Source organism: Nocardioides sp. Root140, assembly GCF_001426745.1.
In the GTDB taxonomy this organism is placed as follows: Bacteria; Actinomycetota; Actinomycetes; order Propionibacteriales; family Nocardioidaceae; genus Nocardioides.
On record NZ_LMFI01000008.1, the window covers coordinates 1 to 25,638 of the forward strand.

Below are 25,638 nucleotides of genomic sequence, written 5' to 3' on the forward strand. Positions count from 1 at the left end.
CACGACTACGCGACTATGCCGACCTTCCGAACCTCAGCATCACCGTTGACCTGCGCGACCGCTGAAATGGTCGGCATAGTTCCAAGGTCGGCATAGGACATCACCGAGCACTGGACCGGCGAAGGCAAGCTCTACGTTTGCGCGATCAAGGACGTGTACTCCAACCGGATCGTGGGCTACTCGATCGACTCACGGATGAAGTCGTCGCTGGCGGTCGCGGCGCTGAACAACGCAGTTGCTCGCCGCCGCATCGAAGGCGGTGATGTGGCCGGCTGTGTGGTTCACACCGACCGCGGGTCGCAGTTTCGAAGCAGGAAGTTCGTCCACGCGATCAACCGTCACTCGATGGTCGGCTCCATGGGTCGCGTTGGGGCAGCTGGTGACAACGCAGCCATGGAGTCGTTCTTCGCGCTGCTGCAGAAGAACGTCCTCAACCGACGGGCGTGGGCGACGCGTGAGGATCTGCGGATCGCGATAGTGACGTGGATCGAGAAGACTTACCACCGACGCCGTCGACAGGCCGCTCTCGGACGATTGACCCTGTCGAATACGAGTTGATCATGATGACAACCGCGATCCAAGCGGCCTAACCGAAACTGTCACCCGTTCGTGCAGCAGTCCCCAAACTGGGCGAACGAACAACGGGCACGACAACAGCTGATCACCTGCAGTTGCTGTGCTGGGCCGAGCAGTTCGGCGACGCCCGAACCTGGGCAATCGAGGACTGCCGCCATCTCTCGCGGCGACTCGAGCGCGACCTCCTCGGAGCTGGTGAGCGGATCGTCAGAGTTCCTCCGAAGATGATGGCCCACGCTCGAGACGGCGCCCGTACCTACGGCAAGTCAGACCCCATCGATGCACTGGCGGTGGCACGAGCAGCACTGCGCGAACCGAACCTTCCCACCGCCAGCCTCGACGGGCCGGCCCGAGAGGTCCGACTGCTGGCAGACCATCGCGACGACCTCGTGGCTGAGCGCACCCGAGCGATCAACCGGCTGCGGTGGCACCTGCACGAGCTGGACCCAGCCTGGGCGCCACCAGCTCGTTCCCTGTGGCGAGCCAAGCATCTGAAGGCGATCCTGCAACACCTCACCCGCGAGGATGGCACCGTCGCCCGGCTGGCACGCGGCTTGGTCGAGCGATGCAGACTGCTCACCGCCGAGATCCTGGAGCTCGACCAAGAACTGGAACAGTTGGTGCGCGCGCAGGCACCCGCACTCCTGGAGATCTGCGGTTGTGCGACCTTGAGCGCGGCCAAGATCCTCGGCGAGACCGCCGGCGTCCGACGCTTCCGATCCCGGCACGCCTATGCCCGCCACAACGGCACCGCACCGCTTCCCGTCTGGTCAGGGAACAACGAACGACACCGACTCAGCCGCACCGGCAATCGACAGATCAACGCAGCGATCCATCGCATCGCCATCACCCAAGCGCACTACCACCCGGACGCGAAAACCTACCTTGAGCGCCGGCGCGCCGCCGGAGACAACAAGGCCGAGTCCATCAGAGCGCTCAAGAGACGGCTATCCGACGTCGTCTTCAAGGCCCTCACGACCGACGCCGAGGCCAACACAGCGTCGACAGCGACAGCTGCTTGACATAGGAGCAAGGGGACGTCACCCTGGGCGGGGCTTGGTTCTAAATCCTCGCCGAGGCTGCTCGCGGTGTTCGCCGACCAGCGGTAGTCGAAACGACTCGCGCTTACCTCCTAACGGCTGATCGTCTTGATCTTGCTCAGCACGTTTCGCGGTCGCGGCTCGCGTGCCGCGGTGTGTTCTGCAAGCTGGTTGCTCCGTCGCGCTTCGATCTCGAGGCGGTGGCCCACTCGAATCGCTGGTTCGTCGAGGCCACTGGCCAGCCCGGCTGCGATGGCCATGGCTGCCCAGTCGTGGCGCGCGGTCGTGCGGACAGCGTGGGCTACTCCTTCGGTTGGCGGGTTCTCAGTCAGTTCGTCGATGACCATGCGCCCGCCCCGGTAGGTCTTGGTGGCCTGCCGCCAGGGCTCGATGGCCATCTCCTCGCGGCTTTCGGGGTCGCCGACGAGTCCGCGTTCTAACGATGCGGTCAGCAGCGTGGGCCGGAAACTTGGTCGAGGAGGTCGTTGACGAGGGTCTGGACGCGCGCCTCGACCCGGGCGATTTGGCGCGCGGTGAAGGCCTTGCTGACCAGATGACGCGGCTGGGTGTGCCGAGGTGCGTCACTCATGATGAGCATGGGCAGGAACAGCTCGGTCATGTCCACCCCGGGCGGGGCCGGGAAGATCCCGGACGCCGAGGAGTCACGTAGGCGTCGCCTCATGGATGCAGTTGATGACCTCAACGTTGCAGCCGTCCCGCGCCCCGCGTGGCCCGGAGGACTTCGCCGACGCGGCCCTGGCGTTTCTTGCCGTGGTAAGACGCATCCGAGGTCGGCTGCAGCCCCTGTTCGAGGACGTTACCGTTCCCCAACTCGTCCTTCTCGATGCTGTTCAGGCTTGCGCCGCCGAGGGAATTGTCGCAATTTCTGACTACACCGCCCTGAGTCAGCCGACCGTGACCCAACAGGCGGCGTTCTTGGAGGCGAACGGCCTTTTGCGCCGCGTCCCGGCAGACGACGATCGGCGCCGCCGGCTCCTGGCCCTCACGGAGCGCGGCGAGCAGTTGCTGGCGGCCAAGGAGGGGGTGGTGGCTGATCGATTGTCAGTCGCCTGGATCGCGCCCGCGGCCGAGGAGCAAGCGTTGGTGGTTCCATCGTTGCGGCACCTCGCGGACCTGGCGTGAATCAGCCTATCGAATACCCTTTTCCTCCTATGTAATCACGGGTATCTTGCGGTTGAAGGCTTCGTTCCGCACGGTCGTTCGGCGCCTGGGTGTATGCCCGGTCCCTGGTTGGAGGTGGGCCATGAGGTACGCGGATCTGCATGGCATCGGTTGGCAGCAGATGAGTTACGCGCTCATCGATCTGACTCGATACTTTCTCTGGTGGTGCATGGGGGGCCTGGTGGCCTGCGGTAGTTGCTGGTGCGCGGGTCAGTTTATGTACATGGAATGGGTGCAGGACACGCCGGCACCCCGGATCCGGTTGTTCGCCGAGTTGAGGCTGCGACGTGAAGTGGCGCGCGGGCTCGTAACCATGGAGGACTTCCTGGCTGTCGAGCGGCCTGAACTGCTAGAGCCGAGGACCGAACTGGATGAACCACTTCCCCCTCAACGCACCCGAGGCCATGGGTGGCCTTTCCTTCCCGGACCATCGCGGCATTCAAGCCGTCCCGAGGAGTAGTCCTTGTCGAACGATCAGAAGCTCTCGACGGCTCTTATAGACGAGGAGGCCACGCGATCCGATGTCTTGAGTCAGGTCGAGCGTCAGGTGATCTTGCTTGTGCGACGCACGCAAAAGGTTCACCTGCATGGACGCGGCCCGGACGGTGGTCGTCCGCTCGAACGCTCCGGGTACGCGATTCTGGGTCTGATCTACGATCGAGGACCCCAGCGGCCGGGGGAGTTGGCCAGCTACTTCAGACTATACGCCTCGACTATTAGTCGGCAAGTTGCCCACTTGGAGAGGGCCGGGTTGGCTACGCGCGTACCGGACCCGGAGGACCGTCGCGCCTGTCGTATGACGCTTACTGCGGCTGGGGAAGAGTCGCTCGTTGCGACGAGGGCCAGGCGACGCGAAGCGGTGCGCGGCATTCTGGGTTCATGGCCTTCCAAGGACCAGGAGGACTTCGCCCGCCTCCTGGGCAAGTTCAACCGAGACATGGCCGAACTGGAAGACGCGACCCCCGCCCCTCCGGGGTCAACGACAGCGGAAACAGCACCACGGCCACCACGCAGAGGAGTTCGCATTCAATGACCGAGGCATCAGCCGCGCCCACACCCTCCAGCGACACGTCGACGCACGAGGGCTCTCGAATGCCGATCCTGTCGCACCGGCAGATCCTTACCGTCTTCGTCGGCCTGATGTTGGGGATGCTCGTCGCGGCGCTATCCCAAACCATCGTGGCGACCGCGTTGCCCACCATCGTCGGCGAGCTGGGTGGACAGGAGCAGTTGGCCTGGGTGGTCTCCGCCACCCTCTTGGCGTCCACGGCCTCTACTCCCATCTGGGGCAAGCTATCCGACCTCTACGGCCGAAAGATCATGTTCCAGTCCGCCATCGGGATCTTCCTCGTGGCTTCGCTGGCCGCCGGCTTTGCGCAGAACATGCCGCAACTGATCGGGTCGCGCGCCGTCCAGGGTCTGGGGGTCGGCGGACTCATGGCTCTCTCCCAAGCGATCATCGGGGACGTGGTCAGTCCTCGCGAGCGAGGGCGCTACCAGGGATACATCGGGTCCGTGTTCGGTCTCGCCACCGTCGCAGGCCCCTTGCTCGGCGGCTTCCTCGTCGAGCACCTATCCTGGCGATGGACGTTCTGGGCGCCGATTCCGGTCGGGATCGCCGCGCTGGTTGTCACCGAACGGGTGTTGAAGCTCCCCTTCCCTCGTCGTCAACATGCCATCGATTGGCTTGGGGCGTTCTTCATCGTGGGCAGTGTCAGCTCCCTGCTGCTCATGCTGTCGCTCGGGGGCAAGGAGTTCGCCTGGAACTCTGGCTGGACGTACCTCCTCGGTGCGCTTGCGCTCTTGATGCTCGCGCTCGCGGTATGGCAGGAGCGACGTGTCGTCGAACCGATCATGCCTCCGCATCTCTTCGCGAATCACACCTTCGTGATCACCAGCCTTGCGGGGTTCACCGTCGGTGTGGCGATGTTCGGCGCGATCATCTTCCTGCCTCAATACCTGCAAATCGTCAAGGGAGAGACCCCCACCGCGTCAGGCCTGCTGACCCTGCCGCTGATGGTCGGACTGTTGGTGACATCGATCGGTTCGGGACGAATCATCACCCGGACCGGTCGCTACAAGGTCTTTCCTCTCCTGGGACTCCTCATCACGACCGTCGGACTCTTCTTGATGAGCCTTCTTGATGAGAACACCTCCCTCACCCTGGCCGGTGTTTACATGCTCGTCACCGGACTCGGCATCGGCATGGTCATGCAGGTCCTGGTGTTGGCTACGCAGAACGCGGTCGAACATAAGGATCTCGGCGTCGCCACCTCCGGCGCTACATTCTTCCGCTCACTGGGCGGCGCACTTGGCGTGGCAGTCTTCGGGGCACTGCTCACCCACCGGTTGCGTGACACCATTCCCGCCCAGCTCAAGGCGGCGGGGGTGCCGCCCGGCAAGGCAGTCGGCGGTGCCACCAAACTGGGGAGCCCCGACCAGATCGCTGCGCTCCCCGAACCGATCCATACCGCTGTCACAAGCGGTTTCGCCGACGCGCTGCAGACAACGTTCCTGGCTGCCGTGCCCTTCGCGATTATCGGGTTCCTCGTCTTGCTCTTTCTCCGAGAGACGCCCCTTCGTCGCGGTACGCACCACGACAGCGCCGCCGACAACCTCACACGCGCCTTCGAGAGCGGCGTCGATCCTGATGCAGACTACGGTGACGACTTCGACCACGAAGACGATAGCGATGTGACCCAGGGCACTGACCCAACCGGCACGACACCCACGCGCGTACCCCGTTCGTAGATGCTCGCCGACCCAGATGTGGCACCCCGACGCAGTAGAAGGTCGATGACGAGGCTGCACCGCGCAGAGCTGCCAATTCCGTGACCAGGCCGCCGAGTTCACGGCGGCCGACGTAACCAGGGATCAGTCGCGACAACGTCACCGACAATCGCCCGGCAGCGTCAGTTCGACGCCGAGCACCACCTCGGGTACCGATTGCTCTTCGACGCCGATGGGGTGACCTGGCCTCCGCCTACGGCCTTCACAGAAGGCTCCCGGGGGTTGCCGCCGCGACGGGGCACCCTCGTGATCGGGCCCGATCGTCGGTGCTGGGGGTGATCGGTAGTGAGCTGCGGATGGGGGCCATGCCAACGAGGCGCTGCGTATCCTCCGAGTTGATGGCCCGTACCCGCTTCGTTGGCCGTCATGGCCGCCTTCGACGTCGTCTCGAAGGCGGCGGTGAGGTTCCGGCGCGAGACTGGTGGGTCAGCAAGCAGCGTATGTAGTCATCGGCACGCGCGCGCATTCGCAGTCGGCCGGTCCAGCTCGGTGTGCGGGGTCGTGGGTCGCGTCGGTTGACTCACCTGCCACATGAGTCGGAACCTTGGCTGCATGACCGTCAGTTCCGGATCTCAATCCTTCGCCGTCGGGCGGTCTCGGACTGCTCGTTGAGCATGGTCAGGAGCTTGTCGCCCTCGACGTCGAGGTTCGGCAGCAGGCGGTCGAGCCAGCGGGGCAGCCACCATGCTTTTTCGCTGAAGATCGCCATGAGTGCCGGGACGAGGGTCATCCGGACAATGAAGGCGTCGATGAGGATGCCCGTGGCGAGGGCGAACCCGACCTGTTTGATCATGATGTCGTGGCTGAAGATGAAGCCGGAGAACACTGAGATCATGATGGCGGCGGCTGCGACCACGACCCGGCTGGCCTGATCGAAACCGTGAATGACGCTGTGCCTTCCGTGGTGACCGTGGACGTAGGACTCGCGCATGGAGGAGACCAGGAAGACCTGGTAGTCCATGGCGAGGCCGTAGAGGATGCCGGTGACGATGATCGGCATGAAGCTCATCAGTGGGCCGCCGGTGTCGAACCCGAAGAGGCCGCTGAGCCAGCCCCATTGGAAGACGGCGGTGGTGATGCCGAAGGTGGCCAGGATGCTGAGCAGGAAGCCGATGGTGGCCTTGATGGGGACGATCACCGAGCGGAAGACCAGCATCAGGATCAGGAGCGAGAGCACGACGATGATCGCGAGGTAGAGGGGCAGCACGCCCGCGAGCTTCTCGGACATGTCCAGGTTGATGGCGGTGAAGCCGGTCACGCCCAGGCTCACCTGGTTGTGCTGGGCAATGGGGTTGCCCGGCTCACGCAGTGAGTTCACGAGGTCGCTGGTGGCAGCGTCACTGGGTCCGGAGGTGGGGATGACGCTGAACACGAGCAGGTCGCCCGCTTCGCTGGTGCCGACGGGTGCTGCCAGCACGATGTCGTCGCGTTGCTGGAGCTCCTTGGTCAGGGTGGCGGTGAGCTCGGGGGTGATCGAGGCGCCGGTCGTGGTCGGCTCTGCGGTGACCAGGAGGGGGCCGTTGAAGCCCTCGCCGAAGCCACGTGAGATTGCCTCATAGCTCTGCCGGGCGGCGGTGTCCTTGTTCGCGGTGGCGCCGGTGGGGATACCCAGGTCCATGCTCGCGGCTGGGATGGCGGCAATACCCAGGGTGGCGATGACGACAGCGATCACTGGCCACCTGAACCTGATCACGCCCTTCACCCAGTGGTCGGCCACGCTGTGGGACTCCGCCTCCACCTTCGCGCGACGCCGCTCCCGGGCCTTGGGTGAGCAGATCCGCTCTCCGACCAGGCCCAGCAGCGCCGGCAGGAGGGTTAGGGCGATGAGCACGGCCAACGCGACGGTGGTGGCCGCCACGAGTGCCATGGTGGTGAGCATCGCGATGCCGATGACGCTCAGGGCGGTGAGCGCGATGAGGACGGTGAGTCCTGCGAAGAAGACGGCACTGCCTGCGGTCCCGACGGCCCTGCTGGCTGCCTCCCGTGCGGTGAGGCCCCGGTCGAGGATCAGGCGTCGCTGACGGTTCACGACGAACAGCGCGTAGTCGATTCCGACGGCGAGGCCGACCATCAGCCCGAGCACCGGGGTCGCGGAGTTCATCGTCACCATCGTCGACAGGGCGTAGGCGCCGCCGACGCCGATCCCGACCCCGACCAGGGCGGTGATCAGCGGCAGTCCGGCTGCGACCAGCGACCCGAGGGTCAGCACCAGCACGATCGCCGCGACCGCAAGCCCGATGACCTCGCCGACCCCGACCGGAACCTCCAAGGCCTTCAGTGTGTCGCTCGGCAGGGCCGTGATGTCCGAGCCGGTCTCGGAGCGGTCGATCACGTCGAGGACTGCGGTGACGTCCTTGTCGGTCAGCGAGAACGTCGCGACCTTGAACTGGAACTGGAAGAGCGCCACCTGGGCGTCCGATGACACCAGCACGCCGGGCACCGGTCTTCCGTCGACCACCAGCGGCTGGTACGGCAGCGCCTGGCCCTGATTCGGCCCAGCAGCGGGGGTGTTCCCCGGCTGCGAGCCGGAGCCTGGTCCCGGCTCGCCTGGGCCGCCTGGTCCGACGCCGGGGGCGTCGGCAGGGGCGCCCAGCGCCGCGTCGAGGGGGTTGACGACCTGCTTGAGCGCGTAGATCTCGTTGACGGTGTTGCTGATCGTCGCGAGGCGCTCCGGGGTGTCGAGACGCTGACCCTCAGGGGCGGTGAAGACCACACTTGCCTGGCCCCCCGAGGCTTGGGGGAGCTCCGCGGTGACACGGTCGAGAACGGTCTGCGCCTCGGTGCCTTCGATCTTCATCTCCGAGCTCACGCTCACGCCGTTGATGGCAAAGCCGGCCACGACCACCGCGAGCACGGCCAGCCAGCCCGCGATGAACAACCAGGGGCGACCGAAGGCAGTTCGCCCGAGCCGGTACAGGAACGTAGACATGCGGGCTGTTTCTCCTCAGTGGGGGAACTGCGTGTGGCTAGAAGCCGGTACGCAGGTAGTCGAAGGTGATGTCGAGGAAGGAGGTGTAGTCCATCGCGCCCGGCGAAGCGTCGCGGTCACCGTCAAGTCGCACGTCGAGGGTGCCCTCCAGGGCGGCCGTGACGGCGCCGTACACGGCTCCGAAGAGCAATGGCACGTAGATGCCGGGGTAACGGTCCCCAGCCAACGATCCCAACAACTCCTGGGCAGACTGGCGCATCCGTTGCTGGACACCCAGAACGTAAGGCTCGAGCGTCGGGTACTGCCGAGCCATCGCCAGCAACTCCCGCATCGACACCAGCGTGTCGGCCGTAAACTGCTCCCGCATCACCGCGAGGAGAGCGTCGGGCAACGGGAGGTCCGCCGGTAGGCCTGACAAGATCGCACCGACATCGTCAATGCGGCTGAAGGCCACCGAGGCGACCGCCTCCTCCTTGCAGGAGAAATGGTTCGCAAACGTGCGACGGGAGTACCCAGCCCGCTCGACCACGTCTGCGGTGACGAAACCGAACAGACCCCGCTCACGGGTCAGCTCGAACGCCGCTTGGGCCAGGGCATGAGCCGTCGCCTCGCGTTTCACATCCCGCAATCCACGCTCCATGTACCCAGTATGGGGGTCGCTGCCCAATGAGCAACATTGCCCAATGAGCAGGGCGATATCCACGCAACCGCCGTGCGGAACCAATCGACGACTGGCGCTGAGCAGTTCGCTGACGCGGTGCTGGCTCTGCTGGCGGTCGCTCGCCGGACGAGGGGTCGACTGCAGCCGTCGTCGAACACGTCGAACTTGAGCCAGAACTTCGCACCCTCGCCGGCCCAGATCCCGAGGATGTCGCGCTCCCGGCAGCGGTGACCCCGTTGACGACGTAGAACGGCGCTTTAGCCTCGATCCACCGATGAGCTGGGGTTGAGCGTCCGCGGTCGCTGACGAGGGGTTCTCGGGTGCGTGGGCGTGGCTGTTGGTCTGGCCTCGCTGCCAGGTCGTTCCAGGTTGGTCGTCGTGCCGTGTCGGCTGGGGTGGTCAGGTCGTCGATGCCGGTGGTGGTCCGCAGACCCGGGTGAAGAGCTCGGTCCAGGCGGTCTCCCAGGGCCACGCGGTTGGGAGGTGAAGGGTCACTCTTCGCGCGGAGGATGCCACTCGGGCGGGCACGGCGATGAGTTTGCGGCGGATGGTCGCGGTGGTGGCCTTGGCGAGTCCCGGGCCGGTGATGGTCGCGGCGGCTCGGGTCAGGTTGAACGCCATCACGGCCAGCACGAGCCAGGCTGCGTTCGCGGTGAACTTGCCCTGAGGGCAGGTGAGCCAGCGCGGAGTTCTTCAGGTCGGCGTGGACCTGTTCGATGATCGCGTGGCCACGGTGGGTCTTGTCCGCGGCCACCGTGTCGGCCACGACCGGGGCGGTGGTGGTGAAAAAGGCGTGGAAGCGCCAGGTGTCGAACAGGGTGTCCTGGCCGTCCTTGCTGCCCGGGTTGAGGTCCGGGATCCGGCGCACCACCAGCCGTCCTGGCACGTGGTTGGTCTTCTTCTGCGCAGCGAACGCGGTGAAGGGAATCTCGGTGACCTCGGCGCGGGAGATCCAGGTCTTGGTCTGCTCGTCGAACACGGCGTCGGTGTACTCGATCGGGGTCCAGGCGTCCTGGGCGATCGTGGTGATCGCGGCCTTGATGCGGTTGTCCAGGCGGACAGTGACCGAGACGTCTGCGCCGGCCTTGAGCGCGGCTGCGATGCTCGGGTGTCCGTAGAACGCGGAGTCCGCGCGCACCAGCGGTCGCAGGCTGGAGGCACCTGTGAGCTGGTGGGTGGTCTTCAACGCGTCGGCGACCAAACGCTTCGCACCCCGTGGTGAACCGCACGATCCCTTGCGGAGCCGTTGGGCCACGATCAGCGGCGCGGTGTCCTTGGTGGACACGGTGGCGAGTAGCGCGTTGAGGCCGCGGACCCCGGAGTAGCCGTAGCCTGAGCCCTGCTTGGCGTGGCCGTGGACCTCGAAGATGGTGTCGTCGATGTCGACCATCACCCGCTGGGTCGACTCCTGGCCCGCAGTGATCATCGGTGCCTGGTCGGCCAGCCGGGTCAGGAACCGGGAGGCGACAGCGTCGAGCTGGCGGACGTGGCCGAACGTGAACGACCGCAAGAACGATCCCAGCGTCGAGGGCGCGTAGGCGCTGGTGAAGACCCGGCCCATCCCGCCATGACGAAGAAGCGCCATGTCGTCGATGGAGTCCGCGCCTGCGACCATCCCAGCGACCAGGGAGGCGACCTTCAGACCGGAGTTGGCGCCCTTGTACGTTGGCACCGACAAGTGCTGCTGAGCGAGCTCGTGGAGCCCGGCGGACCGGGCCAGCGCGAGGACCGGGACCAGCCCGGCCGACGACACGAGATTCGGATCATCGAACACCGCCGACGTGGCACGGGGCGTGTGGCAGAGTTGCATCTACGAGATGCCCTTCGTGGTGGTGGAAATCGGTCCCTAGACAAGACAGATTTTCCCAGCACGTAAGGGCATTCTCACTTCACGACGCGCTCACCCGACCAACCTCATCGGTGGATCGAGGTTTAGTGACCTGGCCGTCGCGCACCTCGACCATGATCGCGTCGATAAAGATCACCGGGTAGACGGCGGATTCCTGTGGTCGGTGCTGCCACTCGACAATCTCCGCGGTCACCTTCTCGGTGATCCGGCCGATCGTGTCCTTGCTGATGCTCGCGCCGTAGACATCGGCGATGTGTGCGGCGACCTCACCGGTGGTCAGGCCACGCGCGGTCAGCGACAACACGATCTGGTCGACTCTATCGAGGCGGCGTTGCCGCTTCTTCACGATCCGTGGATCGAAGGTGCCCTCGCGGTCGCGTGGGACGTCGACCTCGACCGGTTCGACGTCTGTCAGCACCGTTTGGGTCTGGTTCCGTTCCTGGAGTTGCCGCAGTTACGGCCCGTGGCCGCCGCCGAGGGGCGCAGGAGGCGGGGCTGGCTCGGCGAACCGGCGCCCGGACTGAGTCTCCCGCGGCCGATCGCGACCCGTCGGTCAGGGCCGGATCGACTCCCCGAAGTCGTCGGCCGTGAGTTCGCGGGCGGTTGTGCCGGGACGAAGATGGACCACGGGGCACCGCGCGCTGGCGATCAGTGCGTGTGTCAGGCTTCCCTCCGCGAATTGCACAGCAGCTCCGTGGGGGGAGTTGCCGATCGCTACCGTTCGCGCGTCGACGTTGTTGGCGTGTCGGGCGAGGACCCGCCCAGCAGCGGCGTGGTCGCCAACGCTGTGCAGCAGCAGCCCGCTCGCGGTGCTTCCGTGTTGGGTGAGCCAGTCGATGTGGCGACGCAGGGCTTGCCGCTCCCAGCCCCAGTCCGCCGCGTCGATGGCGAACTCCTCGACGATGGTGGTCTCGTGAACGTGAACGAGTTCGATTGGACTCCCCGTCATTCGGGCCAATTCGGCCGCGGCCGCGACGAGGTCACGGGCGTCCTCGGCCGCGGCGATCGCGATGACGACTGGCCGGTGTTGCCTACCGGGCGTCGCATCGAGGCGGACCAGGGTCGGCTCGACAGGCTCCTCGGTTGAGGTGATCGGTTCTCCGGCGGACTGCCCCGACTCGGCGGCGGCGAGCAGCTGGTGGCCGGTGGCCAGCACGATAATGGCGAGGGCGATCGCCCCGGCACCGACGAAGAACGGCACGCTGAGGTCGTAGTGGTCGGCCAGCTTGCCCGCTGCGTAGGGCGCGAGTCCGCCGCCGATGAACCGGACGAACCCGTAGGCCGAGGACGCGACCGGTCGCTCGACGGGCGAGACGAGCATGACCGCCTGGGTGGTGAGCGTGTTGTTGATGCCGATGAAAGCGCCGCTGACCACGACGGCGGTGATCACCACTGACGGCGTGTCCACCCCGACCGCGATCACGGCGAGCACAACGGACAGTGCGGCGAGGTTTGCATACAGCACCGGGGCGGTGCCGAAGCGGCCCTGCATACGCGGTGCGACGAACACACTGAAGATGGCCACCAGCAGGCCCCAGCCGAAGAACACCAGACCGAGCCGGTGCGCGTTGAGCTCCATCGGGTAGGGCGCGTACCCGAGCATGGTGAAGAAGCCCCAGTTGTACAGCAGCGCAGCCAATCCCATGGTGAGCAGCCCGCGATGGCGCAGCGCGCGCAGTGGCGCGCTGAACGGGGTCGGCCGTGCGGGCTTCGGCTGCGACGGGACGAACAGCATGGTGGCCACCAGGGCGATGCCCATCAGGACGGCGACCCCGAAGAATGGTCCCCGCCAACTGATGCTGCCGAGCTCGCCGCCCAACAGTGGTCCCACGGCGATACCGAGCCCGAGGGCGGCCTCGTAGAGGATGATGGCCCCCGCGAAGCCGCCGGTGGCCGACGAGACGATCACGGCCAGGCTGGTGGCGATGAACAGGGCGTTGCCCAGCCCCCAGCCGGCGCGGAAACCGACGATGCCGTTGATGGTTCCCGACGTTCCGGCCAGGGCGGAGAACACCACGATGATCATCAGGCCGAGCACCAGCGTGCGCTTCGCACCGATCCGGCTGGAGATCGGACCGACCACTAGCATGGCCACCGCGGTCACGATCAGGTAGCTGGTGAACAGCAGCGACACCTGGCTCGGTGTCGCGCGCAGGTCGTGCGCCAGCGCGGGCAGGATGGGGTCGACCAGACCGATTCCCATGAATGAGATGACGCAGGCGAAGGCGACCGCCCACACCGCCCGGGGCTGGCGGAACGGGCTCGCGAGGGGTTCGTGCGGTGCGTGTGGGGCTGTCATCTGACTCCTCCGGGACGCGGACGGTCAGCCCGTCCGGAAACAGCTGGGACGTTGGCGAGGTCGGCCAGCCGCGCGAATGCCGGCAGCGCCCGGCTGATCGCTGCCTGCTCGTCGAGATCAAGCTCGTTGAGCAGGGCCTCCAGCGCCGCTGCTCGTTCTAGTCGCCGCTCGGCCACCAAATTCCGGCCCGCGCCGGTGACCGTGACGATCACCACCCGGCCGTCCTCCGGGGAGGGAGCGCGTTGAACCAGATCCTCGCGCTCGAGCCGGGAGACGAGCTGAGTCATGCTGGGCTGCGAGACCCCTTCGCTGGCGGCAAGGTCGGTCAGACGCTGGGGTCCGTCTAGGTCCAGTCGCGTCAGCACGCTAGCCGCCGTGAGCCCGAGGCCACCGGTCGTGGCGAGTCGCCGCATCACACGCGAGAGCTGCTCGAGAACCGCCGCCACCGTTTCTGCACGCTTAGCCGCGGGAAACAACATAGTGAAACTATATACCATCCTTATGCAAGAACGCTGGCAACCAGACCGGCGCGTGCCCTTGCTCGAAGCCGCAGTCCGCTGGGTTGGGCCGGTAGCGTGACGTCAGGGCGGACTGTCGTTCAGTGTCGGCACCGGTCCGGTCCGCGTGTTGTTCTCGACGTAGGGGAGTGCGCATGGGTGGTGAAGGGGTGGGGGCTGACGCCGTGCGGAGCCAATTGACGGCTGGCGCTGCTGAGCAGTTCGCTGACGCGGTGCTGGCTCTGCTGGCGGTCGCCCGCCGGACGAGGGGTCGACTGCAGCCGCTCTTCGACGACGTCACCGTGCCTCAGTTGGTCCTTCTCGATGCTGTGCAGGCCTGCGGTGGCGAGGGCATCGCCGCCATCTCGGCGTACACGTTGCTGAGCCAACCGACGGTGACCCAGCAGGCGGCCGGGCTGGAAGCAGCCGGGCTGCTGAGTCGCGTCCCGGCCGACGACGATCGACGCCGGCGCGTCCTGAGGCTGACGGAGCGTGGGGAGCAGCTCCTTGCGGCCAAGCGCGCCCTCGTTGCCAACCGGTTGTCAGCGGCCTGGAGATCCCTGACCGTCGAGGAGCAATCGATAGCGGTCCCCATGCTTCGCCACCTCACCGTTCTCGTGTCTGAACTTGCCTGAGGCCAGACGATTACCCTTTCCTTCCTATGTAACTCGGCGCAGTGTCAGCCCCACGTCTTCGCTCCGCACTTCGGCCGCCGCCGGACCCACCGTCTTGCCCGGCCAGTTGGGAGGTGGGCTGTGCGCTTTGCGGACCTCAACGGGCTCGGATGGCACTACCTGGCAGGGGCCTTCTTCGACGTGGTCCGCTACCTCATGTGGTGGCTCGTCGGTGGCCTCGTTGCCTGTGGAAGCTGCTGGTATGTCAGCGCCAACGTGTACGAGAACTGAGTGCGCGAAACGCCGGCTCCCAGCGTCCGGATGGCGGCTGAGCTGCGGCTACGACGAGACGTACGTCGGGACTGCCGCGCGCTCGAGGAGTACCTCGCCAGGCAGGAGGCTCACGGGACTCGAACGGAAGGCCGGCCCCAGACCGATCGGCTCAGCCTCAACGGCGGATCGGCAACTCCCACCCGCTCTCGCGAAGGACTCACTGGCGCCGACGCGCTGACGAATAGGCCCCACCAGAAGTTCTCCAACAGAATGCCCGAGAACAGGATCCCCACCATGGCGCCTGCTCCGGAGACGCCCTGCCCCGATCGCGACGGCCTGCGGTCGCGGGTCGTCGGGGAAGGCGTCGACCAGGACCGAGAGAGTCGCCGGCATCACCGCGGCGGCGCCCGATACCGGCCAGGCCTCGCAGCGTGATTGTGGGGTGCGCGGCTGCTCCACCAGCCCGGACGCCAGCGATGCGACAGCGAACAAGACGAGGCCGGCAACCAGGAACTGTCGACGTCCCCACCGGTCGGCTGCGATCCCGACCGGTAGCAGCAAGGCCGCCAAGACCAGGGCGAGACGTTCAACACCCACGTCAACTCGGTCTGCGTGGCCGCGGTGCTCTCGGCGATGTCCGGTAGCGCGAGCGAGAGGGAGGACGCGGCACCGATCACCAGAGCGAGGTCCACACACATCGTCACAACAGGCGGTCAGACCACCGCGTCCGGCCCGGCGGAGAACCGGCGCAGAAGTAGTCACTGACATCCGCAAATACGGGGCGTCGGTCTCGGGGACAGCAACGCGAGGGCTCGGGTGCAGCGTCGGGCCAGGACGCGAGGCGCCCTTCTGCGATGCCGTTCGGAGCCGGTAACGATTCGGATTGGTCAGCGGAATCCGTCGAGCGGGATCCTCACTGACCGGATCCTTGGCCGAACGATCCCGTCGGCTCGCCCTGCAGGAAATGTCCCACGTCCACCTTCAGGAAGAGCGCGGTAGAGCAGACGACCCGCCTCGAGGTGGCAACCTCCGACATCGTGGCCTCCACGAACAGCTTGCGGCCCTCCGTGCGCGTGATGTTGGCACGCAACTCGTACTCAACCCCGAGGAGGACCGGGGCCAGATAGTCGAGAACAAGGTTGCGCGTGACTGCCGGCCCGTCAGTGAGGTAGAGCAGGAATCCGTAGAAGTCGTCCACCACCGCCGCCACGGCACCGCCGTGAGCGATGCCGGGTGCGCCGACGTGGCGTTCGTCGAAGGTGTGGCGCGCAACAACGCCGTCACCCTCGCGATGAACCCGGAGATGGTGACCGTGCGGATTGTTCTCCCCGCATCCCAGGCACGCGGCGTGGTGAGCCGGCAACCGAGAACCGTCCGGATGGGTGCGGAACTTCGCAGCCCACGTCGAGATCAGATCCTCGAGACTGGTCACAACGTGGCCTCCTGTCGCAGGAACGTGCTCCAGGCCTCGATCGCCTGCCGTCGGCGGCCGTTGCTGCGGTGGTCGGCGTGCATCCCGCTCACGCCACTGCCGAGCAGGAGATCAAGAGTGAGACGGACAAGGACCGGGTCATCGGTGACCCACGTGCGACACACAGACCGGAGCTCGGCATCGACCCGGAGCTCGGCTGGGACCAGCTTCTCCCGCAGGGCAGCGTTCGCCCGGCTCGCGACCCACAGCTCCAGCGTGGCCGCATAGAGAGGACCGGAGAGAGCCTCGGCCAACAGGTCCAGGGCGGCGCGCGCCAGCCGCTCCTTCGCCCCGGGCCGCTCCACGTCTTCAGTAGCCATGCGGTCGAGGCTGGCGGACATGCTCTCCAGGCGCTTCTGGGCGAGGTGCTCGACCGCGGCAACCACCATGTCGTCGCGAGTCCCGAAGTGGTGGAGCTGGGCGCCGCGCGACAAGCCGGCCTTGTTCGCCACAGCCACGCTGGTCGTCCCGTGGTAACCGTGCTCGACCAAACATGCCACCGTCGCGTCGAGAAGAACCCGGCGGGTCGCAGCGGATCGCTCTTCTTGTCCTGTCACCCGCCCAGCATACCTACATGCGTGAATGTATGTTCTTGGCGGATCGTCCTGTCCGGTCTCGTCCCGCAGGAGCGGCGGTCGGAAAGCCGGACCGGTTCCTACGTGACCGGCTCGCAGCCGCCCGGGAGCTGGTGGTGTCAGCGGTCGAAGGCATGTCCCTCAGGTTGAGGAACCCGCCGCAGTCACCGGTCGAGATCACCCAATTGCTGGCCCAGGGGCGACTCGCGCCCAAGTTCGGCGCCGAACTCCTCCGGCTCCTCGGCGAGTAACCGCCCTGCGTCGGGCTCGAGGACTTACGGGCGCCTGGTCTGGACGCGGCACAGAGCATCGAGGTTGCGTTGGTCGGTGTCGGCGAGGGTGTGGAGGTACTTCTGGGTGGTCTGGATCTGCGCTTGTCCCGTCCGTTCCATGACGGACATGAGGTCCTGCAAGACCGTGCGGACCGACTCGCGGATCATGCCGACGCCGTCGCCCGATGCGGAACGGCTGGCTCGAGCAACTCGGACAGGGCAGACTGGGACAAGGCCATCGATGGGTCTCGCCCGGGGCACAACGGGGGCGCCGTTGTGCGCGGTCATGCGGACCACGCCGGTCCTGCCCCGGTGGAGCCGGCCATCCGGGGAGCGCGTGCCCTGGGGGGGAACACGCCGAGCAGCTGGCCCTCGCCGACCAGGCGCACGGCCGTGCGCAAAGCGGCCTCCCCTGCTCCGCCGCCGGACCGGTCGACGGGCACCTGGCGGCAGGCGGTGAAGAAATGGCGGCGCAGCCGGCCGCGCAGGCCGCGTCCGGTGAAGTAGGAGCTCTTGGCGAGGAAGATGATGCGGCGGCGCACGACCAGCGGCAGGACCAGCCAGTCGTAGAAGGACGTGTGGTTGGAGGCCAAGATCGCCGGTCCCGAGGTCGGGACGTGTCGCAGCCCCCTCGACCCGGGGTCGCAGGGCGACGAGCAGGGGAGACGTCCAGACGACCTTGGTCACCAGTACGGGTAGCCGTCGCGCTGTACCGGGACCTCGTCGCGCCGGTCTGCCGCGCCGGCCTGAACGCCCTGGCCTTCCGCCGCCGCCGGCTGCAACGACGGCGGCCGGTCGGCGGCTGGCCGGTCATGCGGCCTCCCACGCCCACGGCAGGCCGGTGCGCCGGACTTGCCCGCGGGACTCGAGCAGGACGAGGTGGGCCAGGGTCTCGGCCACGGCGGCGCGGCGCATGAAGCCCGACACCTGATCCCAGGGGCGCGACCAGGTCAGCGCGCCCGTGAGCGCCCAGGTCGTGCGGCCGGTCGAGGCAGTCCGGATCTCCTCGAGCCGGTGCTCGTGGTGGCCGAGCAGCTGCTCTACACGGGCTCCGATCCCGGCGAAGCGGTACTCGTGCGCGGGAAGCACCTCGTCCACATCCGCGTCGAGCGCGCTGACCCGCGCCAGCGAGGCAAGGAACTCCGCCAGGGGGTCTCCGGCGGACTGGGCGTGCACGCCGACGTTGGGAGTGATCCGGGGCAGCACGTGGTCGCCGGACAGCAGCACCCGTCGGCCGGGCTCGTGGAAGCAGAGGTGACCGGGGGAGTGGCCGGGCGTGTGCACCGCCCGCAGGTCCCAGCCGGGCAGGGGCAGCCACTCGCCGTCCTCGATCATGCGGTCGGGCAGCACCTGACGGACGTAGTCGACGAGTGGCAGTGACGCGTCGGCCAGCACCCCGAGCTCCTGCTCCGGGACGCCGCAGCTGCGCAGCAGGTCGTGCATCTCCCGCAGCAGGTCGGGGACGCCGGCGCCGTAACGGGCCGGCAGCAGAGCGGCGTCGTCGGGGTGCAGGCCGACCCAGGCGCCGGAGCTCTCGCGGACTCGGCCGGCGAGCCCGTAGTGGTCGGGGTGGATGTGCGTGACGAGCACCGCGCGGACGTCCGACACGCTCCCGCCGGCCGTCGCCAGACCTTCGGTCAGGGCCGTCCATGCCTCGGGCGTGTCCCAGCCGGCGTCGACGAGCGCCACACCGTCGTCGAGCTCGAGGACGTAGACGAGCACGTACCGCAGCGGGTTGTTCGGGATGGGGACCGGGATGGACCACAGCCCGTCCTGCACCTTCTCGACCGGCGGCAGCAGCCGGTCCGCCCACGCCTGCTGCTGGAGCAGGCCGGTGACCTGGAACGGTCGGCTCACAGGCCCATCCGCTTGCTGATGATCTCGTTCATGATCTCGTTGGTCCCGCCGCCGAAGTAACGATCCCGCTTGTGGGGTCTGTCCCCGGCTTCAGCATCGGAGGCCGAGGGCATGGGTCGTGCCGCCCTTGACTGTAGGCTACGCGGGCGCGGCGAAGTCCAAGGCGACGACGCGAAGGTCGGTGTGGCCGTCGGAGGCGGGCGAGCACAGCCAGCGGATCGAAGGTCCCATGACAGCGGGGTCGAGAAGTTGCTGCCGCATCGGCTCGGGGAACCCCTCGGGGATCATCCCCGTCGCGGTCGCACCACCGGGCAACAGCAGGTTCACGTCCACGCCGCTCCCGGCCAAGTCCTCGGCCATCACGTGTGAGAGCGCATCCGTGGCGGCGCGGGAAGGGCCGTACGGCGCAAACCCGCGACGACGCATCGTCTGCTCGTTGATGCTCACGTTGACCACCGCGCCGCGGCCGGCGGCGACCATCTCGGGGACGACCGATCGGGCGACGAGGAAGTAGCCGGTGACGTTGGTCGCCATCAGGTCACGAAACCCAGCCGGCGTCACCTCGTAGAACCGCCGCGGGTCGGTGAGGAAGCGCGGGTTGACGGTCCGCATCCCGATGCCGGCGTTGTTGACGAGCACATCGATGGCGCCGAGCGTCTCTCGTGCCGACGCGACGCCCTCGGCGACGGACTCCTCATCACGCACGTCCATTGCGATCGCGGTGGCAGTGCCTAGTCCTACCCGGCGAACCTCCTCGGCGACTTCCCGTCCCCGGCTGCCGTCGCGGCCGGTGAACACCACCGAGGCGCCGCCCGCGACGAGGGCCTGCACCATCGCGCGGCCGAGCCCACTGGTCCCGCCGGTGAGCAGCACTCGCACACCGGTGACGTCTGCCAAGCTCGCCGTGCCGTTGTCCTTCCGACTTTCTGCCCGCTTCGCATCGTCTGGTTTTGCCACGCTCCCAAGTATGGCCCCCGACCTACGCTGCCCGCGGGACATGGCCAACGGGGTGCGGTCGATGCTCCAGAACGCCGGATTGGTGGTGAGTACCGCGGTTTCACTGGCGATCGTCACCATCCCGTTACTCCTCGAGGAGAATCAGGCGGCGACGGCTTCCAAAGATGAGATGCCTGGAGCGCGCGAGGTGCCTCCCGTGGTCCTTCGACATGCGGGGTAGCCACCCGGCGGCGGCCAAGGTCGAGCCCGTCGGCGCTCTACCGCGCTCCACATCCACTCAGAATGAGTCCTTAGGACAGGTCGACGCCATCCGCGCCGCCGTCCGTGGTTGGCGACGCGGCCCCGGGCTTCGCCGGTCCGCCGCCAGACGGGCAGCTGGAGCAAATTATCGGGGTCATGTTGGGCACCTCCGCCCGGATCGGGGAGGTTCTCGCCATTCGCAAGTGCGACGTCGACGTAACGGGTGCGCCAGCCACGATCCGAATTTCCGGGACGATCCTGCCACTCACCCCTGCCACTCACCCCTGCCACTCACCCCTGCCACTCACCCCTGCCACTCGCCCGTGGCCACATCCCGCCCCGGGGGTTGACCGCTCGATCTGACCGACGGTAGGTTCATCGACCAGCGTTCGAAAGAGCTGCAGTCCTCGCTCTCGGTCGGATCGGTGTTGCTGAGGGGACCGACGTCGAAAGCTCCACTACGGAAGGAAAGTGCCTTGCCCATTGCGACCTACGAGCCAGGCGGCGAAACGCTGGCGGACCGGCTGGCGGCTGCGCGGGTTCACAATCCCGAACGGGAAGCACTCGTCTGCTATCAGGACAACGGCACGCGCGTGACGCGGCTGACCTACGAGGAGCTCTACCAACAGGCATTGGCCGTCGCCAAGGGGTTGAACGCGCGAGGTGTCCGCCACGGAGATCACGTCGCCCTGTGGCTTCCGAACGGACCCGAGTGGGTCCTGTTCCAGCATGCGACCGCGATGCTCGGCGCCGTTCTCGTCCCGGCGAACTCCTTCTACCGGGAGGCCGAGTTCGAATACCTGCTGCTCCAGTCGGACGCGGCGGTCCTGGTGTACACCCCCCGGTTCCTGAATCTCGACTACGAGCAGGCTCTGAGGAACCTTGCCCCTGAGTTGGAAAGCAGCGGTGCACACCGGTTCGACCGGTTCCCCATGCTGCGCGACGTGGTCTGTGTCGGGCAGGAACCGGGCCTGCCGGGAGCCCTGAGTCTCCAAGCCCTGGTAGATGGCGGGCAAGGGATGACCGACGAGGACCTGTTCAGGATCACGGCGGACGTCAAGCCCGACGACGCGCTCATGATCATGTACACCTCCGGCACCACAGGAGACCCGAAGGGGTGCCTCTTGTCACACGCGAACCTCCTGACGAACTCCTTGCACTTCAGTGAGTCTCTGGAGCTCGACGATGACAGCAGGTACCTCATTCCCATCCCGTTCTTCCACAATGGTGGTTGTGTCCTGGGCCTGCTGAGTGCACTTCAACGGGGGTCGACCCTCATCTCCATGGACAGGTTCGTCCCCGCACTGGCCCTCCGCATCCTGGCCGAGGAGAAGTGCACGCACACTGGTGGGGTCCCGACCATCTACATCGCCCTGTTGCACGATCCCAGCCTCCAGGAGTACGACTACAGCACCATGAAGATGGCGTTCATGGCGGGCGCGCCGTGCCCGGTCGAGGTCAGCAGGTCTGTCGAGAAGACCTTCGGGATGACGATCATCATCGGTCTGGGCATGACCGAGAGCTCCCCACTGATCACGATTTCGCGCAAGGAAGACCCCTTCGAACAGCGAGTGGGATCTGTGGGCCGCCCGAAAGGTTGCGAGGCGAAGATCATCGGCCCGGACACTGGAGAAGAGGTGGGCCCGGGTGTCGACGGCGAGCTGCTCACCCGGGGCCCCAACGTCATGCAGGGCTACTACAAGATGCCCGAACAGACCGCTCAGGTTCTCGACGAGGACGGCTGGCTGCACACAGGCGACATGGTCAGGTGCGACGAGGATGGGTTCTACTACGTCACCGGACGCCTCAAGGACTTGTACATCGTGGGGGGCGAGAACGTCGCCCCCGCGGAGGTCGAGGCATTCATCCGCACCCACCCGGCCGTTCAGGACGCTTATCTCGTCGGCGTCCCGGACGAGAAGTACGGCGAGGTCGGGCTCGCGGTCGTCCAGTTGAAGGCAGATCACGAGGCGACGGAGGCCGAGCTCATCGACTACTGTCGGGGAAAACTTGCCAGCTTCAAGGTTCCTCGATACGTCGAGTTCGTCACCGAGTACCCGCTGACGCCGGCCGGTAAGGTGAAGAAGTTCGTCTTGCAGGACGCCTACACGAAGTCCATGGACCTTAAAGGCTATGGTCCCACGGCCTGAACTCGCTCCGAGCGCGGGTTCGAGTACCGGCGCGTGGAGAGACATCGAGAACGTCTCGTCGTCGTCGCGAGTGGCCTTCATCGAAGGTGACGAGCCACGGATGCTGCGAGCAGCGGCCCTCGCGACGCAAACCGGCCTCTGTCGACCGGTGCTCCTCGGGAAGTGGTCGGAGATCCAGCGTGCTTCCCGGGACCAGGGCATCGACGTGGGTGCAATCGACACGCTCGATGTCAGCGACCCCGCCGTTCGCGAACAGTTGGTGCGCGACTTCGAGCGTCAGGTGGGCCCGGCGACCGACCTTCGCAGCGCGACGCTGTCGAACCCCGCCGCCTGGGGTGCGACGCTGGTCCGGTGCGGATGGATGGACGCAGCCATCGGAGGAACGCGTACCACCAGTGCGGACATGCTCCGTGCCGGTCTCTCGTGCATCGGGCTGGCGCCGGAACGATCCACCGTCAGTGGAGCGATCTTTCTCGACACTCAGCGACCGGACGTCGGATCTGGAGGCACGCTCGCCTTCGCGGATGCTGTGGTGACCCCCATGCCCACCGTCGATCAGCTCGCCGACATCGCGGCGGCCACGGCCCGATCCTGGCGAGCCTTGATGAGGACCGAGCCGCGTATCGGTTTTCTGTCCTTCTCCACGCGGGGCAGTTCCGGTTCCCCCCACGTCCAGCGCATCCGCGACGCCGTCACTCTCTTCAGACGGAGGTTTCCCGAGGAGGCCGTCGACGGAGAACTGCAGTTCGACTCAGCCGTCTCCATGGCTGTGGCGGAGCGCAAGCACGCGACCGGCGCACTGGCGGGCGCGGCCAATGTTCTTGTCTTCCCCAGCCTCGATTCGGCCAACATTGCCTACAAAGTGGCGGAGCAACTGGGGGGCGCACGGGCACGGGCCTTCCTACAAGGCCTCGCGAGGCCATTTGCGGACGTATCGCGGGGGTGCAGCGTCGACGACATCGTGACCACCCTTCGAATGCTGCTGTACGACACCCTGCAGAACCCTGAGCCGGAGAACAGTGGACGAGAAGGAGTTCGGAGTTGAACACGGTAAGGATTGCGAACGGACAGGCCTTCTGGGGTGACAGTCCCGCTGCGCCAGTAGCCCAGGTACGCGGTGGTGACATCGACTACCTGACCTTGGACTACTTGGCCGAGATCACCATGTCTGTCCTGCGCAAGCAGTACGAGCGAGACCCCGATGCCGGGTACGCGCGGGATTTCGTCGATCTCATGTCGGAGATCATGCAGGAGTGCATAGAACGAGACATCAAGGTGGTTGCCAATGCCGGAGGAGTCAACCCCCAGGGTTGTGCCCAGGCTCTGCTCGATGTCGCAGCGAGCAAAGGGATCAGCGGGCTGCGGGTCGGCGTCGTCACCGGCGATGACATCATGGCGCAGCTGGACGACCTGGAGAGTGAAGGCGTGCCGTTGCAGAACCTGGACACCGGTACGTCCTTTGACGAGGTCAGAGACCGCATCGCCAGTGCCAACGCATATCTAGGCGCTGAACCGATCGCACGCGCTCTGGCCGATGGAGCGAACGTCGTGATCACCGGACGATGCACGGATCCCGGATTGGTTCTGGGTCCTCTCGTGCATGAGTTCGGCTGGCAGTGGGATGACTGGGACCTGCTTGCGGCGGGCACGGTGGCCGGGCACACGATCGAGTGTGGCGCCCAGGCCAGCGGCGGCAATTTCCAGGGTGGATGGCGCACGATGGACGATCTCGCGCATGTCGGGTACCCCATCGTCGAGGTGAGCGCCGACGGCACCTTCGTCGTCACCAAGCACCCGGGGACCGGGGGCGCGGTGACCACCGCTACCGTGACCGAGCAATTGCTGTACGAGCTCGGTGACCCAGCAACGTACCTGTCGCCCGAGGTGACGGCCGACTTCACCGCCCTTCAGGTGCAGGAGGTCGGCCCGGACCGAGTCGAAGTCACAGGAGCGCGGGGCCGGCCCCCGACGGACTCGTTGAAGGTGTCGATGGCCTACTCGGACGGGTTCCAGGGCGCCGCGATGATCACGTATGCGTGGCCTGACGCGATCGCCAAGGCTGAACTGGCGGACTCTGTCCTGCGGACGCGACTGAAAGACCTTGGCTTGCCCCTCCGAGCGATCCGCACCGATCTCGTCGGATACAACTCCGTTCACGGCCGGGTAGTTCCGCCAGCGGGCTCGGACCAGTCCGAGGTCGTCCTGCGGGTCTCGATCTGGGCAGACGACCCAGACACCGTGAGCAGGTTCGCAGCCGAGATCGCCCCCCTGGTGATGGGCCCGCCCGGCTTCACCGGTCTGCTGGCCGGGGGACGGATGAGGCCGAGCCGTGTGATGGCCTACTGGCCGACCCTGGTCCCCAAGAGTGTGGTGGACCCTCAAGTGATTGTGAGAGATGGCGTATGAGACTCATCGATGTGGCGCACGCACGGTCCGGGGACAAAGGCGACTCCGTCAACATAGGACTCATTGCACGTGACCGCTCGGACTACCCCTTGCTCGTCAAAGAGGTAACGGCGGAACGGGTTGCCCATCACTTCGCTGGAGTCTGCCTCGGCGAGGTGAAGCGGTACGAGCTGCCGAACTTGGGGGCGCTCAATTTCATCCTGACCTCCGCATTGGGCGGTGGAGGAACGACCTCGCTTCGGGTGGACGCTCAGGGCAAAGCCATGGGCGAGGCGCTCCTGTTCATGGAGATCGATGTCTGAGCAGGCCGATGCACACGCGTCGGAGGCCCCGGAGTACGCGGCCGTCGGAGAACCGCCGGCCAAGAGGCGCAGGGAACTGCGTCAGACCCGGCGGCGTATGGAGATTCTCGAGGCGGCGGCCGAGGAGTTCGCGATCCGCGGCTATCACGACGCGAGCCTGCAGAGGATCGGCGACAAGGTTGGGTTGTCGAAGGCCAGCCTGTACTACTACGTATCGTCCAAGAGCGACCTGCTTGCCGAGCTCTTGATCGCTGCGGTCGACTCCCAACCAGCCGAGGTGAGCGAAGGCGAACCTGCCGAACGGCTGCGGGAGTTCATGCACACACACGTCAGTCGTGTCTGCACGACCGTAGAGGGCCAGGCTCTCGCCGACAATAGCGACGTGCTCATGTCCAAGACGGCGCCCGCGAACCTGGCGGCGGCTCGACGACGGTATGAGGACGTTCTCGCCTCCATCTTGAGGTCGGGCATCGCCTCGGGAGATTTCCGGGACGTCCCTGTGCGTCCCGTGGTCAAGTTCATTTTCGCAGGCCTCAACTCGGTTCGACAGTGGTACCAGCCCAGCGGTGAGTTCCCTTTGGAGCGCGTGGTGGACGACGTCATGGGGATCCTTCTCACTGGGGTCCTTGCCGCTGGCCGCTCGTCGAGCATCGAATCAACAGACTTATTCGACAGAACACGTACTGAGAAGTAAGGGA

23 protein-coding genes and 3 pseudogenes are annotated in these 25,638 nt (G+C 66.4%); 12 read left to right on the plus strand and 14 right to left on the minus strand.

Annotation, left to right across the window (positions count from 1 at the left end; genetic code table 11):
* Positions 1–96: 96 nt before the first annotated feature.
* Both ASD30_RS10310 and ASD30_RS10315 read left to right on the plus strand, forming a co-directional pair.
* A pseudogene (locus tag ASD30_RS10310) lies at positions 97–590 on the plus strand (IS3 family transposase); the annotation flags it as partial.
* Between the two features lie 36 nt (positions 591–626).
* The gene (locus tag ASD30_RS10315; protein WP_268788291.1) at positions 627–1,598 is read left to right on the plus strand and encodes an IS110 family transposase; all 972 of its coding nucleotides are present in this window, start codon (positions 627–629) and stop codon (positions 1,596–1,598) included.
* 110 nt (positions 1,599–1,708) lie between these two features.
* On the opposite strand, the gene ASD30_RS10320 is transcribed toward ASD30_RS10315, so the two are convergent.
* Together ASD30_RS10320 and ASD30_RS10325 are read right to left on the minus strand one after the other, a co-directional pair.
* Complete coding sequence (locus ASD30_RS10320) at positions 1,709–2,014, minus strand: hypothetical protein (protein WP_056681076.1); 306 nt, start codon at positions 2,012–2,014, stop codon at positions 1,709–1,711.
* A gap of 50 nt (positions 2,015–2,064) precedes the next feature.
* Positions 2,065–2,235: a hypothetical protein gene (locus ASD30_RS10325; RefSeq protein WP_235532562.1), complete on the minus strand. Its 171-nt coding sequence runs from the start codon at positions 2,233–2,235 to the stop codon at positions 2,065–2,067.
* Between the two features lie 74 nt (positions 2,236–2,309).
* On the opposite strand from ASD30_RS10325, the gene ASD30_RS10330 reads away from it, so the two are divergent.
* The 3 genes from ASD30_RS10330 to ASD30_RS10340 all read left to right on the plus strand — a co-directional run bounded on the left by ASD30_RS10330 (position 2,310) and on the right by ASD30_RS10340 (position 5,549).
* The gene (locus ASD30_RS10330) at positions 2,310–2,759 is read left to right on the plus strand and encodes a MarR family winged helix-turn-helix transcriptional regulator (protein ID WP_156393615.1); all 450 of its coding nucleotides are present in this window, start codon (positions 2,310–2,312) and stop codon (positions 2,757–2,759) included.
* 598 nt (positions 2,760–3,357) lie between these two features.
* Positions 3,358–3,831, plus strand: a complete 474-nt coding sequence (locus ASD30_RS27950) for a MarR family winged helix-turn-helix transcriptional regulator (RefSeq protein WP_442938234.1) — start codon at positions 3,358–3,360, stop codon at positions 3,829–3,831.
* Positions 3,828–5,549, plus strand: coding sequence for an MDR family MFS transporter (locus ASD30_RS10340; RefSeq protein WP_082563741.1), 1,722 nt, complete (start codon positions 3,828–3,830; stop codon positions 5,547–5,549). Before ASD30_RS27950 ends, ASD30_RS10340 begins: the two co-directional genes overlap by 4 nt.
* A 598-nt stretch (positions 5,550–6,147) precedes the next feature.
* Here the strand turns inward: ASD30_RS10340 and ASD30_RS10345 are convergent.
* From ASD30_RS10345 to ASD30_RS10370, 6 genes and pseudogenes are all read right to left on the minus strand, one after another.
* Positions 6,148–8,517, minus strand: a complete 2,370-nt coding sequence (locus ASD30_RS10345) for an MMPL family transporter (protein ID WP_056681087.1) — start codon at positions 8,515–8,517, stop codon at positions 6,148–6,150.
* 37 nt (positions 8,518–8,554) lie between these two features.
* The gene (locus ASD30_RS10350; protein WP_082563742.1) at positions 8,555–9,157 is read right to left on the minus strand and encodes a TetR/AcrR family transcriptional regulator; all 603 of its coding nucleotides are present in this window, start codon (positions 9,155–9,157) and stop codon (positions 8,555–8,557) included.
* A gap of 420 nt (positions 9,158–9,577) precedes the next feature.
* A pseudogene (locus tag ASD30_RS10355) lies at positions 9,578–10,988 on the minus strand (IS1380 family transposase).
* Between the two features lie 127 nt (positions 10,989–11,115).
* Positions 11,116–11,495 (minus strand): annotated as a pseudogene (locus ASD30_RS10360) (transposase); the annotation flags it as partial.
* A gap of 85 nt (positions 11,496–11,580) precedes the next feature.
* Positions 11,581–13,266 (minus strand): MFS transporter, encoded by a 1,686-nt coding sequence (locus tag ASD30_RS10365; protein ID WP_235532563.1) that lies wholly within the window; start codon positions 13,264–13,266, stop codon positions 11,581–11,583.
* A gap of 56 nt (positions 13,267–13,322) precedes the next feature.
* Positions 13,323–13,805, minus strand: coding sequence for a MarR family winged helix-turn-helix transcriptional regulator (locus tag ASD30_RS10370; protein WP_056681097.1), 483 nt, complete (start codon positions 13,803–13,805; stop codon positions 13,323–13,325).
* A gap of 251 nt (positions 13,806–14,056) precedes the next feature.
* On the opposite strand from ASD30_RS10370, the gene ASD30_RS10375 reads away from it, so the two are divergent.
* Positions 14,057–14,458: a MarR family winged helix-turn-helix transcriptional regulator gene (locus ASD30_RS10375; protein ID WP_162250945.1), complete on the plus strand. Its 402-nt coding sequence runs from the start codon at positions 14,057–14,059 to the stop codon at positions 14,456–14,458.
* 120 nt (positions 14,459–14,578) lie between these two features.
* Positions 14,579–14,728, plus strand: a complete 150-nt coding sequence (locus ASD30_RS26560; protein ID WP_156393616.1) for a hypothetical protein — start codon at positions 14,579–14,581, stop codon at positions 14,726–14,728.
* Between the two features lie 48 nt (positions 14,729–14,776).
* Here the strand turns inward: ASD30_RS26560 and ASD30_RS27955 are convergent, their stop codons facing one another.
* From ASD30_RS27955 to ASD30_RS10400, 6 genes are all read right to left on the minus strand, one after another.
* On the minus strand, positions 14,777–15,478 hold the full coding sequence (locus tag ASD30_RS27955) for an MFS transporter (RefSeq protein ID WP_156393617.1): 702 nt from the start codon (positions 15,476–15,478) through the stop codon (positions 14,777–14,779).
* Positions 15,479–15,623: 145 nt separating this feature from the next.
* Positions 15,624–16,142, minus strand: coding sequence for a PaaI family thioesterase (locus tag ASD30_RS10380; protein WP_056681105.1), 519 nt, complete (start codon positions 16,140–16,142; stop codon positions 15,624–15,626).
* Positions 16,139–16,738 carry a TetR/AcrR family transcriptional regulator gene (locus ASD30_RS10385; RefSeq protein ID WP_156393618.1) on the minus strand — a complete coding sequence of 200 codons (600 nt, stop codon included), beginning with the start codon at positions 16,736–16,738 and terminating at the stop codon, positions 16,139–16,141. The genes ASD30_RS10380 and ASD30_RS10385 overlap by 4 nt, the downstream gene beginning before the upstream one ends.
* Before the next feature lie 574 nt (positions 16,739–17,312).
* The gene (locus tag ASD30_RS10390; RefSeq protein WP_442938235.1) at positions 17,313–17,654 is read right to left on the minus strand and encodes a lysophospholipid acyltransferase family protein; all 342 of its coding nucleotides are present in this window, start codon (positions 17,652–17,654) and stop codon (positions 17,313–17,315) included.
* Positions 17,655–17,838: 184 nt separating this feature from the next.
* Entirely contained in the window at positions 17,839–18,885 is a 1,047-nt protein-coding gene (locus tag ASD30_RS10395) for an MBL fold metallo-hydrolase (protein ID WP_082563745.1), read from the minus strand.
* Positions 18,886–19,023: 138 nt separating this feature from the next.
* Positions 19,024–19,962 carry an SDR family NAD(P)-dependent oxidoreductase gene (locus ASD30_RS10400; RefSeq protein ID WP_200951136.1) on the minus strand — a complete coding sequence of 313 codons (939 nt, stop codon included), beginning with the start codon at positions 19,960–19,962 and terminating at the stop codon, positions 19,024–19,026.
* Positions 19,963–20,558: 596 nt separating this feature from the next.
* Here ASD30_RS10400 and ASD30_RS10405 point away from each other — a divergent pair.
* Genes ASD30_RS10405 through ASD30_RS10425 form a run of 5 tightly spaced genes read left to right on the plus strand, consistent with a single transcriptional unit; the run spans position 20,559 to position 25,634 of the window.
* Positions 20,559–22,232: an AMP-binding protein gene (locus ASD30_RS10405; protein WP_056681119.1), complete on the plus strand. Its 1,674-nt coding sequence runs from the start codon at positions 20,559–20,561 to the stop codon at positions 22,230–22,232.
* Positions 22,216–23,277, plus strand: a complete 1,062-nt coding sequence (locus tag ASD30_RS10410; RefSeq protein ID WP_082563747.1) for a phosphate acyltransferase — start codon at positions 22,216–22,218, stop codon at positions 23,275–23,277. Before ASD30_RS10405 ends, ASD30_RS10410 begins: the two co-directional genes overlap by 17 nt.
* Entirely contained in the window at positions 23,274–24,638 is a 1,365-nt protein-coding gene (locus tag ASD30_RS10415; protein ID WP_056681126.1) for an acyclic terpene utilization AtuA family protein, read from the plus strand. The genes ASD30_RS10410 and ASD30_RS10415 overlap by 4 nt, the downstream gene beginning before the upstream one ends.
* Positions 24,635–24,940, plus strand: a complete 306-nt coding sequence (locus tag ASD30_RS10420; protein ID WP_056681128.1) for an AtuA-related protein — start codon at positions 24,635–24,637, stop codon at positions 24,938–24,940. The genes ASD30_RS10415 and ASD30_RS10420 overlap by 4 nt, the downstream gene beginning before the upstream one ends.
* Complete coding sequence (locus tag ASD30_RS10425) at positions 24,933–25,634, plus strand: TetR/AcrR family transcriptional regulator (protein ID WP_056681131.1); 702 nt, start codon at positions 24,933–24,935, stop codon at positions 25,632–25,634. The genes ASD30_RS10420 and ASD30_RS10425 overlap by 8 nt, the downstream gene beginning before the upstream one ends.
* The last annotated feature ends 4 nt before the right edge of the window (positions 25,635–25,638 follow it).